Origin of the sequence: Pseudomonas sp. Z4-20 (assembly GCF_051131955.1) — a bacterium.
GTDB lineage: Bacteria > Pseudomonadota > Gammaproteobacteria > Pseudomonadales > Pseudomonadaceae > Aquipseudomonas > Aquipseudomonas marvdashtae.
In genome coordinates, this window is record NZ_CP071641.1 from 2,202,531 (window position 1) to 2,215,637 (window position 13,107).

At 62.4% G+C, this 13,107-nt stretch carries 16 protein-coding genes; 11 read left to right on the top strand and 5 right to left on the bottom strand.

What is annotated here, in order from left to right:
* Positions 1-67: 67 nt before the first annotated feature.
* On the top strand, positions 68-547 hold the full coding sequence (locus J3P82_RS10265; RefSeq protein ID WP_434562773.1) for a VOC family protein: 480 nt from the start codon (positions 68-70) through the stop codon (positions 545-547).
* Positions 548-607: 60 nt separating this feature from the next.
* On the opposite strand, the gene J3P82_RS10270 is transcribed toward J3P82_RS10265, so the two are convergent.
* A complete protein-coding gene (locus J3P82_RS10270) occupies positions 608-1,009 on the bottom strand; it encodes a RidA family protein (RefSeq protein WP_186637513.1) in 402 nt (133 codons plus the stop codon).
* Positions 1,010-1,149: 140 nt separating this feature from the next.
* Between J3P82_RS10270 and J3P82_RS10275 the strand changes: the two genes are divergently transcribed.
* Together J3P82_RS10275 and J3P82_RS10280 are read left to right on the top strand one after the other, a co-directional pair.
* On the top strand, positions 1,150-2,076 hold the full coding sequence (locus J3P82_RS10275; RefSeq protein WP_434562775.1) for a LysR substrate-binding domain-containing protein: 927 nt from the start codon (positions 1,150-1,152) through the stop codon (positions 2,074-2,076).
* 28 nt (positions 2,077-2,104) lie between these two features.
* Positions 2,105-2,497, top strand: coding sequence for a GFA family protein (locus J3P82_RS10280; protein WP_434562777.1), 393 nt, complete (start codon positions 2,105-2,107; stop codon positions 2,495-2,497).
* A gap of 5 nt (positions 2,498-2,502) precedes the next feature.
* On the opposite strand, the gene J3P82_RS10285 is transcribed toward J3P82_RS10280, so the two are convergent.
* The 3 genes from J3P82_RS10285 to J3P82_RS10295 all read right to left on the bottom strand — a co-directional run bounded on the left by J3P82_RS10285 (position 2,503) and on the right by J3P82_RS10295 (position 5,661).
* A complete protein-coding gene (locus J3P82_RS10285) occupies positions 2,503-3,951 on the bottom strand; it encodes an aldehyde dehydrogenase family protein (RefSeq protein ID WP_434562779.1) in 1,449 nt (482 codons plus the stop codon).
* 194 nt (positions 3,952-4,145) lie between these two features.
* Complete coding sequence (locus J3P82_RS10290; protein ID WP_434562781.1) at positions 4,146-4,535, bottom strand: RidA family protein; 390 nt, start codon at positions 4,533-4,535, stop codon at positions 4,146-4,148.
* On the bottom strand, positions 4,525-5,661 hold the full coding sequence (locus tag J3P82_RS10295) for a DSD1 family PLP-dependent enzyme (protein WP_434562783.1): 1,137 nt from the start codon (positions 5,659-5,661) through the stop codon (positions 4,525-4,527). Before J3P82_RS10295 ends, J3P82_RS10290 begins: the two co-directional genes overlap by 11 nt.
* 95 nt (positions 5,662-5,756) lie before the next feature.
* Between J3P82_RS10295 and J3P82_RS10300 the strand changes: the two genes are divergently transcribed.
* On the top strand, positions 5,757-6,641 hold the full coding sequence (locus tag J3P82_RS10300) for a LysR family transcriptional regulator (protein WP_434562785.1): 885 nt from the start codon (positions 5,757-5,759) through the stop codon (positions 6,639-6,641).
* Between the two features lie 7 nt (positions 6,642-6,648).
* Here the strand turns inward: J3P82_RS10300 and J3P82_RS10305 are convergent, their stop codons facing one another.
* Positions 6,649-7,095: a thioredoxin family protein gene (locus tag J3P82_RS10305; RefSeq protein WP_434562787.1), complete on the bottom strand. Its 447-nt coding sequence runs from the start codon at positions 7,093-7,095 to the stop codon at positions 6,649-6,651.
* A 354-nt stretch (positions 7,096-7,449) separates the two neighbouring features.
* Between J3P82_RS10305 and J3P82_RS10310 the strand changes: the two genes are divergently transcribed.
* From J3P82_RS10310 to J3P82_RS10340, 7 genes are all read left to right on the top strand, one after another.
* The gene (locus J3P82_RS10310) at positions 7,450-8,298 is read left to right on the top strand and encodes a transporter substrate-binding domain-containing protein (RefSeq protein ID WP_434562789.1); all 849 of its coding nucleotides are present in this window, start codon (positions 7,450-7,452) and stop codon (positions 8,296-8,298) included.
* A gap of 54 nt (positions 8,299-8,352) precedes the next feature.
* A complete protein-coding gene (locus J3P82_RS10315) occupies positions 8,353-9,015 on the top strand; it encodes an amino acid ABC transporter permease (protein WP_186609149.1) in 663 nt (220 codons plus the stop codon).
* A gap of 9 nt (positions 9,016-9,024) precedes the next feature.
* The gene (locus J3P82_RS10320) at positions 9,025-9,687 is read left to right on the top strand and encodes an amino acid ABC transporter permease (RefSeq protein WP_434562791.1); all 663 of its coding nucleotides are present in this window, start codon (positions 9,025-9,027) and stop codon (positions 9,685-9,687) included.
* A complete protein-coding gene (locus J3P82_RS10325; protein WP_434562793.1) occupies positions 9,684-10,472 on the top strand; it encodes an amino acid ABC transporter ATP-binding protein in 789 nt (262 codons plus the stop codon). The genes J3P82_RS10320 and J3P82_RS10325 overlap by 4 nt, the downstream gene beginning before the upstream one ends.
* A gap of 24 nt (positions 10,473-10,496) precedes the next feature.
* Positions 10,497-10,886, top strand: coding sequence for a RidA family protein (locus J3P82_RS10330; protein ID WP_434562795.1), 390 nt, complete (start codon positions 10,497-10,499; stop codon positions 10,884-10,886).
* Between the two features lie 165 nt (positions 10,887-11,051).
* Entirely contained in the window at positions 11,052-11,816 is a 765-nt protein-coding gene (locus tag J3P82_RS10335; RefSeq protein ID WP_434562797.1) for an IclR family transcriptional regulator, read from the top strand.
* Positions 11,817-11,845: 29 nt separating this feature from the next.
* Positions 11,846-13,063, top strand: coding sequence for an amino acid deaminase (locus J3P82_RS10340; protein WP_434562799.1), 1,218 nt, complete (start codon positions 11,846-11,848; stop codon positions 13,061-13,063).
* Positions 13,064-13,107: the final 44 nt, after the last annotated feature.

Here is a 13,107-nt window from a genome sequence, read left to right on the forward strand (position 1 = left end):
GGCCTGGTCATTCACCTTCGCGGGGGGCTGCTAGACTTTACCGTCCAGTCCCTTTCGGAGAAGCGCAATGAACAATAAAAACAGGATCTGTCTCTGGTACGACGGCACTGCGCAGGAAGCGGCGGAGTTCTATGCAAGGACGTTTCCCGACAGCGCAGTGAACGCCATCCATCATGCGCCGGGCGATTACCCGGCCGGCCAGCAGGGCGATGTGATCACCGTGGATTTCACGGTGATCGGCATCCCTTGTATCGGGCTCAACGGCGGCGCGATGTTCAAGCACAACGAGGCTTTTTCGTTCCAGGTCGCCACCGATGACCAGGCCGAAACGGACCGCTTGTGGAACGCGATCATCGACAACGGCGGCCAGGCCAGCGCCTGCGGCTGGTGCAAGGACAAATGGGGTGTGTCGTGGCAGATCAGTCCCCGCGTGCTGGTCGATGCCGTCATCAGCACCGACAAGGCCGCCGCCAAGCGTGCCTTCGAAGCCATGATGACGATGACCAGGATCGACATCGCGGCGATCCAGGCAGCGGTGAAAGGTTGACGCTTCGCCATCGCGGACCTGCTCGCGATGGCATTGCTTTGTCGTGCGTAGGTCAACGCGTTACCTGTCGCCTTCAGGCAATTTGGCGATCACCTTGATCTCGAACTGAAAACCATACAGCCACGTCACGCCTACGGCCGTCAGCGTCGGGTGCGGCGCGTTGCCCCAGAATTCGGGCACGACGCTCCAGACCCGCTCGAAAATCGACTGCGGGTCGACCATGAAGACCGTGACATCGACCACATCGTCAAAGCTGCAATCTGCGGCGGCGAGTATCGCCTTGAGATTGTTGAAGGCGCGGCGGACCTGGTCTTCCAGCACGGGCTCGGGCGAGCCATCCTCGGTGCTGCCGACTTGCCCGGACACGAACAGGAAACCATTGGAACGAATCGCCGGCGAATAGCGGTTGCGTTCGTATAGCGCCTGGCGTCCGGGTGGGAAAACTACGTCACGCGGTGTCATGGGGACCTCCGGAAATCATGTGGAACGACGCGAATTCATCGTTGACGTCACTCTAGGGGCTTGTCCCCGGGCGATAAACGAGCAACCTTGGCGCTCACTGTTTGTGAATTCCGAACAATCTGACGGAGGTGGCGGGGAAGATGGATCGTTTCGATGCGATGCAGGCGTTTGTTCGAGTGGTGGAGGCGGGCAGTTTTACCAAGGCGGCGCAAACCCTGCACATGAGCAAGACCACCGTGACCCAACTGGTGCAGCAGCTCGAGGCACGCTTGCGGGTCAAGTTGCTCAACCGCACGACGCGCAAGGTCAATGTCACCGCTGACGGCGCGGTCTTCTACGAGCGGGCGATTCGCCTGCTGGCTGACATGGACGATGCCGAGACCAGCCTGTCCAGCGCTCAGGCGCTGCCTCGAGGGCGTCTGCGGGTGGATGTGCCGAGCCCGCTGGCCGCGATAATCCTGGTGCCGGCGCTGCCGGCTTTTCATGCCCGCTACCCGGACATCCAGATCGACATGGGCGTGAGCGATCGCATCGTCGACATCATTGATGAAAACGTCGATTGCGTGGTGCGTGGCGGCGAACTGACGGATCAGTCGCTGATCGCCCGGCGCGTCGGCGACCTGGCCCTCGGCGTCTTCGCCGCGCCGAGTTACCTGGCGCGCGTGGGCACGCCCGTCCATCCCCGGGAACTGGAGGATTCCGAGCACCGCATCGTCGGTTTCCTCTGGGCACGCACCGGCAAAGCGCTGCCTTACGCCATGCACAACCACGACGAGCGCCTGCACATCAAAGGGCGTTACGTCGTGGCGGTCGACGATGGCAACGCTTACCTCGCCGCAGGCCTGGCGGGGTTGGGAATACTCTGGCTGCCCAGCTACATGTCACGACTCCACGAGGCGCAGGGTACGCTGGTGCCGCTGTTCGCAGGCTGGCGCCTGGACCCGATGCCGCTCTACGTGGCTTACCCGCCGAACCGTCACATCAGCGCCAAGTTGCGAGTGTTCATCGACTGGGTGCTCGAGCTGATGGCGCAACATGCACCTATTCTTGATCGGCACACGTCATGAAAATTCTCGATAGCAGAGGAGATGCACAATGGACCGATTCACCGGCGGTTGCCTGTGCGGCAACATTCGCATTGAAGCTTCGGGGCGCCCATACCGGGTCGGCCTTTGCCACTGCCTCGATTGCCGCAAGCACCTTGGCGCAGTGTTTTACGCCGCCGCGGTGTTCCCCGAGGACGCGGTGACGATCACGGGCGCAACCCGGGACTATGCCGGGCGCCATTTCTGCCCCACCTGCGGCTCATCCCTGTTCGCCCGCAGTGGCGACGAGATTGAACTGAACCTGGGCACGCTGGATGCGCCCGACCAACTGATGCCCACCTACGAAAGCTGGACCGTGCGCCGCGAGTCCTGGCTGCCGGCGTTTGCGCTGGCCCGGCACTACGAACGTGATCGTGAGGGCACGGGGCGGTTCGAGGAGTAGGGCAGTCACTCGAACCCGACAATCGCCTTGATTTCCAGATATTCCTCAAACCCATGCACCCCATATTCGCGTCCGTTTCCCGAACGCTTGTAACCCCCGAATGGCGCCATGGGATTCCAGGCCGGGTAGTTCAACAGCACTTGCCCGGCGCGGATGCGCGCGGCCACGGCGCGGGCCTGATCGAGGTCCTGGCCTTGGACATGGGCGCCCAGGCCGTAGACGGTGTCGTTGGCGATGGCCACCGCTTCATCCACCGTGTCGTAGGGGATGATGCACAGCACCGGGCCGAAGATCTCTTCCTGGGCGATGCGCATGCCGGTGCTGACGTGGGAGAACACCGTTGGCCGGGTGTAGAAGCCTTTCTCGAAACCCGCTACGCGCCCCGGACCGCCGCAGAGCAGTTTTGCCCCTTCAGCCAAGCCCGCTTCGATCATGGCCTGCACGCGCTTGAACTGTGCCTCGTTGGCGATCGGACCCAGTACGGTTTCTTCCGACAAGGGGTCACCGACGATGATCGCGTTGGCGGTGGCGGCGGCCAGCGCCTCGACTTCCGCCAAGCGGTTGCGCGGCACAATCATTCGGGTTGGTGCGCTGCACGACTGGCCGACGTTGCGGAACGCCGACAACACCCCCGGCGGCACGGCTTTGGCGAAGTCCGCGTCGGGCAGCAATATATTCGGTGACTTGCCGCCCAGCTCCTGGGTGACGCGCTTCACCGTGGCGGCGGCAGCTTGCGCGACCAAGGCGCCCGCGCGGTTGGAGCCGGTGATGGAGATCATGTCGATGTCCGGGTGTGCCGCCATGGCCGTGCCGACCTCGGCACCGTTGCCATTGACCAGGTTGAATACGCCGGCGGGGAGGCCCGCGTCATGCACCAACTGGGCGAAAAACAGGGCGCTCAAGGGCGACAGTTCGCTGGGCTTGAGCACCACGGTGCAGCCGGCGGCTATCGCCGGCGCGGCCTTGGCGGTGATCTGGTAAAGCGGCCAGTTCCACGGCGTGATCAGGCCGCAGACACCAATGGGTTCATGCACGATGGCCGTGCCGTTTTCCACGTGCTGGAAGCGAAAAGAACACAGCACATCGCGCGCGACCCGAACGTGCTCGGCGGCCAATGGCACCTGCATGGACCGCGCGAAACCGATGGCCGCGCCCATCTCCAGGCATAGCACCTGGGCCAGCGCTTCCTTACGTTCGAGCATCAGCTCGTGAATCTTGCCGACGATCAATGCACGGTCCGCCACCGGCGTCGCGGCCCAACCGGGAAACGCCGCGCGAGCCGCCGCGACGGCGCGGTCGACGTCTTGGGAGGAGCCTTGGGCAACCTCGGCGATCATTTCTTCGGTGGCGGGATTGATCACCGATAGCGTCGTCGATCGGGCTGGCGACTGCCAGCGTCCATCGATATAAAACTGCCCGGTGGTTTGTGCAATATTCGAGGTTTGGGTGGTCATCCAACGGGCTCCTGAAGCAGTGACGACGTAGCCGAAAGCAGGCCGTGATTCTTCCCGATAAACTACCAAAGCGGTCCTGGCGGGATGTGCCGTTGTTGAGCCCGACAAAGAACAATCTGCTGTATCTGCCAGGCTAACTTCGCAAAAAATGTAGCGACATCGCTTCCGGGGGGGCTGAGGTCTATTTCATGCCCTTAACCGCCACCGGCCAGCGCTTCGATTTCAATCAGGTACCCGTGATGCAGAGCCGGCACGGGGACCACTGCACGTGCGGGTCGATGGTCGCCCAGGTAGCGCGTGTAGATCCGGTCGAACGCAGGCCAGTGCTCAATGCCTGCGATGTACACCGTCACCTTCAACAAGTCACTTGGACGCCGGCCCGCCGCGCCGAGAATCGCCATCAAGTTATCCAGGGCGACGGTCACTTGCACCTCGAAGGGCTCGCCAATGCGGTGGCAGCCATCGGCGCGTATCGGCAATTGTCCCGAGACATACAGCATGCCCTGGTACGCAACCGCTTGGGAGTAATGTCCGCCTGGCGCTGCGGCATCAACGGTCTGGATAACATCGATTTCACCAGCCATGCAGGCGACTCCAGGTGTGCACCTCGCCGGTGGCTTCACAGGCGTGGTAATGGGGGAACTGCGCGCCAGTGGCGCAGGCATGGTTGGGCAGGATGCGCAGGCGGTGGCCGATCGGAAAGCGCGTCGTGATATCGACGCCCGTGGCGTCAGCGAGGGTGATGATGCCGTGTTCCTGATTGGCGCCCGTGAGCAGTGCGCCCTCGATCCATTCGCCGGCTTCGGTGCACACTTGTCCATAGCCGAAATCCCGCTGCTGACGTTGGGTCCCGCGGTCGCGGCTCATGGCCATCCAGCCAGCATCAGTGATGATCCAGCCTTTGTCGGGCTGATGGCCGATGACGGTGGTCAGTACGCTCAGCGCCAGCTCATCCGGCTGGCAGACGCCAACGTTCTGCATCACCAGGTCGAAGAACACATAGACGCCAGCGCGCACTTCGGTCACGCCCTCCAGGCTCAGTGCCGACAGCGCCGTGGGCGTCGAACCGATGCTGACCTGCGGGCAGGCCAGCCCGGCTTCGCGCAGCCGTTGGGCGGCGCTGACGCAAGTGCTGCGTTCCTGTTCGGCCAAGGCTTGCAACGCCTGAGGGGTGTCGAGTTCGTAGCTGGAGCCGGCGTGGGTCATGACGCCGCAAAGCTGCATGCCGCCGTCGTTGAGCAACCGTGCGATGGGGATGAGCGAGTCGTCATCGACCCGCAGGCCGGATCGATGGCCGTCGCAGTCGATCTCGATCCAGACGTCGAAACGCGCGTCGTGCTGCTGGGCGAAATCAACGATGGCCTGCGCTCCCGCCAGGCTGTCGGTGAGAATGCCCAGGCGGCAACCCTTGCGCTTGAGAGCCAGGGCTTGAGGCAGTTTGCCGGGCGCCATGGCGACGGCATAAAAGATGTCCTGGATGCCCGCCGCGAAACAATGTTCCGCTTCCTTTAAGGTGGACACGGTGACGCCGCTGGCCCCGGCGTCGAGCTGCGCCTGGACCACCGGCAGGCATTTGCTGGTCTTGATGTGGGGGCGCAAGCGCACGCCCAGGGCGTCCATGCGTTGCTGCATGCGCTGGATGTTGTGGCCCATGCGCGTGACGTCGATGAGCGCGGCGGGGGTATCGAGTGTGGTGATTGAGGCTGGCATGGGCAGGACTCGGGTGGATGGGACTGGTGTGACTCTACTCAATCAGCGTGAAGTCGTGGTTCAATGCGCCATCATCAATCATTAAGTTGAACTGAATGATCAGCCTCGAAGACCTGCGCATGACCGTGACATTGGCGCGTTCCGATTCTTTGAGCGCTGCCGCCAGGGCGCTGGATGTCTCGCCCCCCGCGCTGTCGATGCGCCTGCGCAAGCTGGAGGCATTGCTCGGCCTGACCCTGGCCAACCGCGACGCGCGGCGCCTGAGCCTGACGGCCGACGGCGAGCGTTTCGCCCAACAGAGTGCGAGCTTGCTGGAACAGCTTGAAGCGCTACCCGAGTCGTTCAGGCGCCGCAATGATCAACTGGTCGGCACTCTCAGGTTGACGGCGCCGTTCGGCTTCGGTCGTCAACGCGTTGCGCCGCTGCTGGCGCGTTTTGCCCGGCTGCATCCGCAGTTATGCCTCCATCTCGATTTGCGGGAAACGCCTTGGCCCGATCGTCACGACAGCGATGCGGTGATCCACATCGGCAACCTCAGCGACAGTCTTTGGGTCGCCCGCCCCCTGACCTCGAATGAACGATGGCTCTGCGCGAGCCCGGCCTATCTGGAGCAACACGGTATGCCTACGTCACCCGAGCAACTCGCCGGGCACCGCTGCATTTGCATCCGTGAAAACGACGAGGATGTCACGCTGTGGCACCTGCGCAACGAGCAACGGCGCAAAACCCTGCGCATCAAGCCGGCCTTGATGAGCAACGATGGCAGCGTGGCCCGGCGCTGGGCGGAGGAGGGCCTGGGGCTGGTGTTACGTTCGCAGTGGGACGTCAGCAAATCCGTGACCGAAGGACGGCTGGTGCGCGTGCTCGCGGACTGGCGGTTCGACAGCGCACCGATCAATTTGCTCGTGCCCTCGCGCACGTTGCGCAGTGCGCGGGTGGAGGCGTTGGTGAGCTTCCTTGAGGCAGAGCTGAAGGTCTGAGGCACCGTTAACGAGGCAGCGCTCGTAATCTCAAAAGCACCGGCCCGCGGCGCACCGTACACAGCGTTTGCAATCGTTTATGCAGCCAGCGCAAATCGTGACGGGACGCCGGCGGCGCGCGCCTGGGTCTGGTCCGCCCGACCAGTTCGTTGAATGCCTGGACCAGTGAGGCCTGGTCGCCGATGCCCTTGAGCTTGCGGCGCAACTTCCCGTCTTTATAGAACAGCACAGTGGGCGTCCCGGTGACGTGTGGATGCCGGGGCGACTGGTCGGTGCTCAGTTTGTAGATCACGGCGCGGTTTACGAAGGCTTCGGCGACTTTGCAGAACAGCGGGTCGGCCATGCCGCAGGCGTAGCAGTGCGGATGGCCGAAATAGAAAATCACCGGGCGCCAGGTCTTGAGGGCGTTGCGGTAGTCCGTTTGGGTCGTGACGTGGGTAATGAGCGAACTCATGGCTGGCTTCCCTGCTATCGAGACGGTGCCTGAAACGATAAGCAACAGGCCCCGGCATCGCTACTGTCAGAGTTGACAGTTAGACGGCCCCGTTTCGGTGCGACGGGTGTACCCGGCACTCGCCGGCGCTTCGGGATGGGGCCTTGCTACCCGGCAGCCGTAGCCAAGGGTAGCAACGCACTTTCGCGTCGCAACGCCGCTGAGTCGTGGATTATTTCTATCTGGCTGATTTCCTTCGCTTTCCATTTATCCCTCCCCAGGGCCGAAAGGCTGTGGCACACTTTCTGCTGTCTATTCCGTTGTTACATACCACGTTCCGGTATAGCGGAATAAACTCACTTTGGAGTGCTTGCCATGCAACGCCGACCTTCCTTGTTCAAAGCGTGTGTTTTTTTCTTCGCAGCCACGACGGCTGCCATGGGTGTCGCCCAGGCGGCCGACAGCAAGCTCGACAGCGTACTGCAACGCGGGAAATTGATCGTGGGCACCGGCAGCACCAACGCGCCGTGGCACTTCCAGGGAGCGGATGGCAAGTTGCAGGGGTTCGATATCGACATTGCGCGGATGGTCGCTAAAGGGCTGTTCAATGACCCGGAGAAAGTCGAGTTCGTCGTGCAGTCGTCCGATGCGCGGATTCCCAACCTGCTGACCGACAAGGTCGACATGAGTTGCCAGTTCATCACCGTCACCGCCAGCCGGGCCCAGCAGGTGGCATTTACCTTGCCGTACTACCGCGAAGGGGTAGGCCTGCTGCTGCCGGCCAACAGCAAGTTCAAGGAAATCGAAGACCTCAAGGCCGCTGGCGACGACGTCACCGTGGCGGTGTTGCAGAACGTCTATGCCGAAGAACTGGTGCACCAGGCACTGCCCCAGGCCAAGGTCGATCAATACGACAGCGTCGACTTGATGTATCAGGCAGTGAACTCCGGCCGCGCCGATGCCGCTGCCACCGACCAATCCTCGGTCAAATACCTGATGGTGCAGAACCCTGGGCGCTACCGCAGCCCGGCCTATGCCTGGAGCCCGCAAACCTACGCCTGTGCAGTCAAGCGCGGCGACCAGGACTGGTTGAACTTCGTCAACACCACCCTGCACGAGGCCATGACCGGCGTGGAATTCCCCACCTATGCGGCGTCGTTCAAGCAGTGGTTCGGTGTCGAGTTGCCGTCGCCCGCCATTGGTTTTCCGGTTGAATACAAATGACCCTGTGAGCCCGGAGCGCCACATCAAGGCGCTCCGACTAAGGTATTGCCGACCATGAATTATCAGTTGAACTTTGCCGCCGTCTGGCGCGATTTCGACACCTTGCTGGCGGGGCTGGGCCTGGGCCTTTCCCTGGCGCTGGTGTCGATCGCCATCGGTTGTGTGATCGGCCTGCTGCTGGCGTTTGCATTGCTGAGCAAGCATCGCCTGCTGCGAGTGCTGGCCTCGGTGTACGTCACGGTGATCCGCAATACGCCGATCCTGGTGTTGATCCTGCTGATCTATTTCGCCTTGCCAAGCCTGGGCATTCGCCTGGACAAGCTGCCATCGTTTGTCATCACGCTTTCGTTATACGCCGGGGCCTACCTGACCGAAGTGTTCCGCGGCGGGCTGGTGAGCATCCACAAGGGACAGCGTGAGGCGGGGTTGGCGATCGGCCTGGGCGAGTGGCAGGTGAAGGCCTACGTCACCGTGCCGGTGATGTTGCGCAATGTGCTGCCGGCGCTGTCGAACAACTTCATTTCGCTGTTCAAGGACACGTCCCTGGCGGCGGCGATTGCCGTGCCGGAGCTGACCTATTACGCCCGCAAGATCAACGTGGAGAGCTACCGGGTGATTGAAACTTGGCTGGTGACCACGGCCCTGTATGTCGCGGCCTGTTACCTCATCGCCATGCTGCTGCGGTATTTCGAGCAGCGCCTGGCGATCCGCCGTTAGGAGTGTTCCATGTACGAATCCCCCAGTTGGTTGCATGAGTTGTGGGTCGCCCGGGACACCTTGCTCGCCGGTTTCCTGACCAGTGTGCAGTGTTCGCTGCTGGCGATTGTGTTGGGTACCTTGATCGGCGTCGTCGCCGGGCTGGCGCTGACCTACGGGCGGGCCTGGACGCGCGCGCCGTTTCGTTTCTACGTCGACCTGATTCGCGGCACGCCGGTGTTCGTGTTGGTGCTGGCCTGCTTCTACATGGCCCCGGCGCTGGGCTGGCAGATCGGCGCGTTCCAGGCCGGTGTCCTGGGCTTGACGCTATTTTGTGGTTCGCATGTCGCCGAGATCGTGCGCGGTGCCTTGCAGGCCTTGCCCCGTGGGCAGATGGAAGCGAGCCAGGCCATCGGTCTGACGTTCCACCAGGCGCTGGCTTACGTGCTGTTGCCCCAGGCGTTGCGACAGATCCTGCCGACCTGGGTCAATTCCTCCACGGAGATCGTCAAGGCCTCGACCCTGTTGTCGGTGATCGGCGTCGCCGAATTGCTGCTCAGCACCCAGCAGATCATCGCCCGGACCTTCATGACTCTGGAGTTCTACCTGTTCGCCGGGTTTCTCTTTTTCATCATCAATTACGCCATCGAATTGCTCGGGCGGCACATTGAAAAGCGGGTGGCCTTGCCATGACTGACGTATCCCTCTCAAACGCCCGACCGCTGCTGGACATTCGCGGCCTGCGCAAACAGTACGGCCCGCTGGAAGTGCTCAAGGGCGTGGACCTGAGCATGCAGCGCGGCAACGTGGTCACGCTCATCGGTTCCAGTGGTTCGGGCAAGACCACGCTGTTGCGCTGCGTGAACATGCTGGAAGAATTCCAGGGCGGCCAGATCGTGCTCGACGGCGAGTCCATCGGTTATGACGAGGTGGCCGGCAAGCGTATCCGCCATCCCGAAAAAATCATCGCCCGACATCGGGCGATGACCGGCATGGCCTTCCAGCAATTCAACCTGTTCCCCCATTTGACCGCGCTGCAGAACGTCACGCTGGGACTGCTCAAGGTGAAAAAACTGCCCAAGGATGAAGCGGTGGCCTTGGCTGAAAAATGGCTCCAGCGGGTCGGCCTGCTGGAACGGCGCGATCATTTTCCCGGTCAGTTGTCCGGCGGCCAGCAGCAGCGCGTGGCGATTGCCCGGGCCATCGCGATGAACCCGAGCCTGATGCTGTTCGACGAAGTGACTTCGGCCCTGGACCCGGAGCTGGTTGGCGAAGTACTGAACGTGATCAAGGGGCTGGCCGAAGACGGCATGACCATGTTGCTGGTGACCCACGAAATGCGCTTTGCCTTCGAGGTGTCCGACAAAATCGTCTTCATGAACCAGGGCCGCATCGAAGAGCAGGGACCGCCGAAGGAACTGTTCGAACGCCCCCAATCGCCACGCCTGGCGGAATTTCTCAAGAACACCCGTTTTTAAATTCAATTCAACAAGGAGATAACCATGAGCATTACGCGATACGGCACTGGCAGCACCGCAGGCGGTGGCCAGCCACGGCCATTCGCCCGCGCCGTGGAGGCCGATGGCTGGCTGCATGTGTCCGGCCAGGTGCCGGCGGTGAACGGCGAGATCGTTGCCGGGGGGATCGTCGAGCAGACGCACCAGACCATGAAGAACCTGGTGGCCATTCTCGAAGAGGCCGGCTACGGCCTGGAGGATGTGGTGCGCTGTGGGGTATGGCTGGATGACCCGCGGGACTTCTGGAGTTTCAACAAGGTCTTCGGCGAATACTTCAGCCCTGAACACGCCCCGGCCCGCGCCTGTGTACAGGCGAGCATGATGGTCGATTGCAAGGTCGAGATTGATTGCATCGCCTACAAGAAAAAGGCCTGAACACGATATTCTGGCGAATTCGCTTTTGTGGCGAGGGAGCTTGCTCCCGCTGGCCTGCGCAGCAGGCCCATCTTTTTGCGACTGCTGCGCAGCCGAGCGGGAGCAAGCTCCCTCGCCACAATAAAGATACATGCGATTATGGGTGAAATTTCAGGAACCGCAGACATGACCGAAGACACCATCAAACGCCGGGCTAGAGGATTGGATCGGGCGTTCGATATTCTCGATTTCCTCAAGGAAATCGGCCAGCCGCTGCGCCCGAACGACATCGCCAGCGGCATCGGCAGCCCCAAGTCCACGGTCTACGAACTGGTGGCGTCGCTGCTGGAGCGGCGCATCCTTGAGCCGGTGGGCAAGGACGGTCACGTCTACCTGGGCCGCCAGTTGTATTTTCTCGGGCAGGCGCACCTGCGGCATTTCGATTTGAGCCGCGAGGCCGATCAGGCCCTGCAGGAAATCGTCCGCCAGACCCGGGAAACGGCGCAGATGTGCCTGCTCAACGGGCGCAAATACACCGTCGCGCTGATGAAGGAAGGCGAGCGGCATTTTCGCATTTCGTCGGACGTCGGCGAGAACGCGCCGATCCCCTGGACCGCGTCCGGGCGCCTGCTGCTGGCGCATTTGAGCGACCAGCAGATCGTCGACCTGATCGATCCCGACGACTTCATCCTGCCGGACGGCGAGCGCCTGCCCCTTGAACAGTTCCTCAAGGAAATCCGCCAGGCCGGCATTGATGGATTTTTCTCCTTCGACAGCGTTGCCGACACCTTTACCCATTGCTTCGCCGCCCCGGTCAAAGACCCCAATGGCGTGGCGATTGCGACCCTGTGCATCGTCGCCCCAAGGGCCGACGCCAAGAACAATTACGCCGACTACCGCCGGGTGCTGATCGAAAGCGCCAACAACCTGGCCCGTCGCATCAACGAATAGACAGCCGAGGCTGTATGAGGAGTTCGAACATGTCTTCTGCCATTGATCATGCCGGCGTCGAAAAGGGCGCCGCTCTCCTGGGCGCCCATCTGCTGCACGATGTCAGTCTGCCGGCCCTGGTGCTGCATCGCGAGGCGCTGGAGCACAACATTCGCTGGATGCAAAAGTTCGTCAGCGACAGCGGCGCCGAGCTGGCGCCCCACGGCAAGACCAGCATGACCCCGGCGCTGTTTCGTCGCCAGATCGAAGCCGGCGCCTGGGGCCTGACCCTCGCCACGGCGGTGCAGACCCGTGCCGCCTACGCCCATGGCGTGCGCCGGGTGTTGATGGCCAATCAGTTGGTGGGCCGGCCGAACATGGCGCTGATCGCCGATCTGCTGGCCGACTCGGCATTCGAATTTCACTGCCTGGTCGATCATCCAGACAACGTCGCCGAGCTCGGGGCTTATTTCGCCTCTCGCGGTGCGCGCTTGAACGTGATGATCGAATACGGCGTGGTCGGTGGTCGTTGTGGTTGCCGGACCGAGGCCGAGGTGCTGGCCCTGGCAGAGGCCATCGGCGCGCAACCGGCGCTGGCATTGACCGGTATCGAAGGCTACGAAGGCGTGATCCACGGCGACCACGCCGTCAGCGGCATCCGTGCGTTCGCCGCGTCCCTGGTGGGACTGGCGATGCAGTTGCAGGACAGCGGCGCGTTTGCCATCGACAAACCCATCGTTACCGCCTCGGGTTCGGCCTGGTATGACCTGATCGCCGAGTCGTTCGAAGCGCGCAATGCCCACGGACGTTTCCTCAGCGTGCTGCGTCCCGGCAGTTACGTGGCCCATGATCATGGCATCTACAAAGAGGCGCAGTGCTGCGTACTGGAGCGGCGCAACGACCTGCACGAAGGCCTGCGCCCGGCCCTGGAAGTCTGGGCCCACGTGCAATCGTTGCCGGAGCCGGGCTTCGCGGTGATTGCCCTGGGCAAGCGCGACGTCGCTTACGACGCTGGGTTGCCGGTGCCGCTCAAGCGCTACACGCCCGGTTCGGATTCGGTGGCTGGGGACGACATCAGCGGCTGCAAGGTGACGGCGGTGATGGATCAGCATGCCTTCATGACGGTGACGCCGGGCGTCGAGTTGCGGGTTGGCGACATCATTGCGTTCGGTACCTCCCATCCGTGCCTGACGTTCGACAAATGGCGGGTGGCGTGCCTGGTGGATGAGGGATTGCGGGTGGTCGAGAGCATGGAAACCTGTTTCTAACGTTCAGACCGATTCGTGCCCAGACCTCCTCGAAACACCAGGAT

What these genes read in the sequence shown, in the direction of transcription:
- J3P82_RS10265 (WP_434562773.1), top strand. Translation starts at nt 68, where the DNA reads ATGAACAATAAAAACAGGATCTGTCTCTGGTACGACGGCACTGCGCAG.
- J3P82_RS10270 (WP_186637513.1), bottom strand. Translation starts at nt 1,009, where the DNA reads ATGACACCGCGTGACGTAGTTTTCCCACCCGGACGCCAGGCGCTATAC.
- J3P82_RS10275 (WP_434562775.1), top strand. Translation starts at nt 1,150, where the DNA reads ATGGATCGTTTCGATGCGATGCAGGCGTTTGTTCGAGTGGTGGAGGCG.
- J3P82_RS10280 (WP_434562777.1), top strand. Translation starts at nt 2,105, where the DNA reads ATGGACCGATTCACCGGCGGTTGCCTGTGCGGCAACATTCGCATTGAA.
- J3P82_RS10285 (WP_434562779.1), bottom strand. Translation starts at nt 3,951, where the DNA reads ATGACCACCCAAACCTCGAATATTGCACAAACCACCGGGCAGTTTTAT.
- J3P82_RS10290 (WP_434562781.1), bottom strand. Translation starts at nt 4,535, where the DNA reads ATGGCTGGTGAAATCGATGTTATCCAGACCGTTGATGCCGCAGCGCCA.
- J3P82_RS10295 (WP_434562783.1), bottom strand. Translation starts at nt 5,661, where the DNA reads ATGCCAGCCTCAATCACCACACTCGATACCCCCGCCGCGCTCATCGAC.
- J3P82_RS10300 (WP_434562785.1), top strand. Translation starts at nt 5,757, where the DNA reads ATGATCAGCCTCGAAGACCTGCGCATGACCGTGACATTGGCGCGTTCC.
- J3P82_RS10305 (WP_434562787.1), bottom strand. Translation starts at nt 7,095, where the DNA reads ATGAGTTCGCTCATTACCCACGTCACGACCCAAACGGACTACCGCAAC.
- J3P82_RS10310 (WP_434562789.1), top strand. Translation starts at nt 7,450, where the DNA reads ATGCAACGCCGACCTTCCTTGTTCAAAGCGTGTGTTTTTTTCTTCGCA.
- J3P82_RS10315 (WP_186609149.1), top strand. Translation starts at nt 8,353, where the DNA reads ATGAATTATCAGTTGAACTTTGCCGCCGTCTGGCGCGATTTCGACACC.
- J3P82_RS10320 (WP_434562791.1), top strand. Translation starts at nt 9,025, where the DNA reads ATGTACGAATCCCCCAGTTGGTTGCATGAGTTGTGGGTCGCCCGGGAC.
- J3P82_RS10325 (WP_434562793.1), top strand. Translation starts at nt 9,684, where the DNA reads ATGACTGACGTATCCCTCTCAAACGCCCGACCGCTGCTGGACATTCGC.
- J3P82_RS10330 (WP_434562795.1), top strand. Translation starts at nt 10,497, where the DNA reads ATGAGCATTACGCGATACGGCACTGGCAGCACCGCAGGCGGTGGCCAG.
- J3P82_RS10335 (WP_434562797.1), top strand. Translation starts at nt 11,052, where the DNA reads ATGACCGAAGACACCATCAAACGCCGGGCTAGAGGATTGGATCGGGCG.
- J3P82_RS10340 (WP_434562799.1), top strand. Translation starts at nt 11,846, where the DNA reads ATGTCTTCTGCCATTGATCATGCCGGCGTCGAAAAGGGCGCCGCTCTC.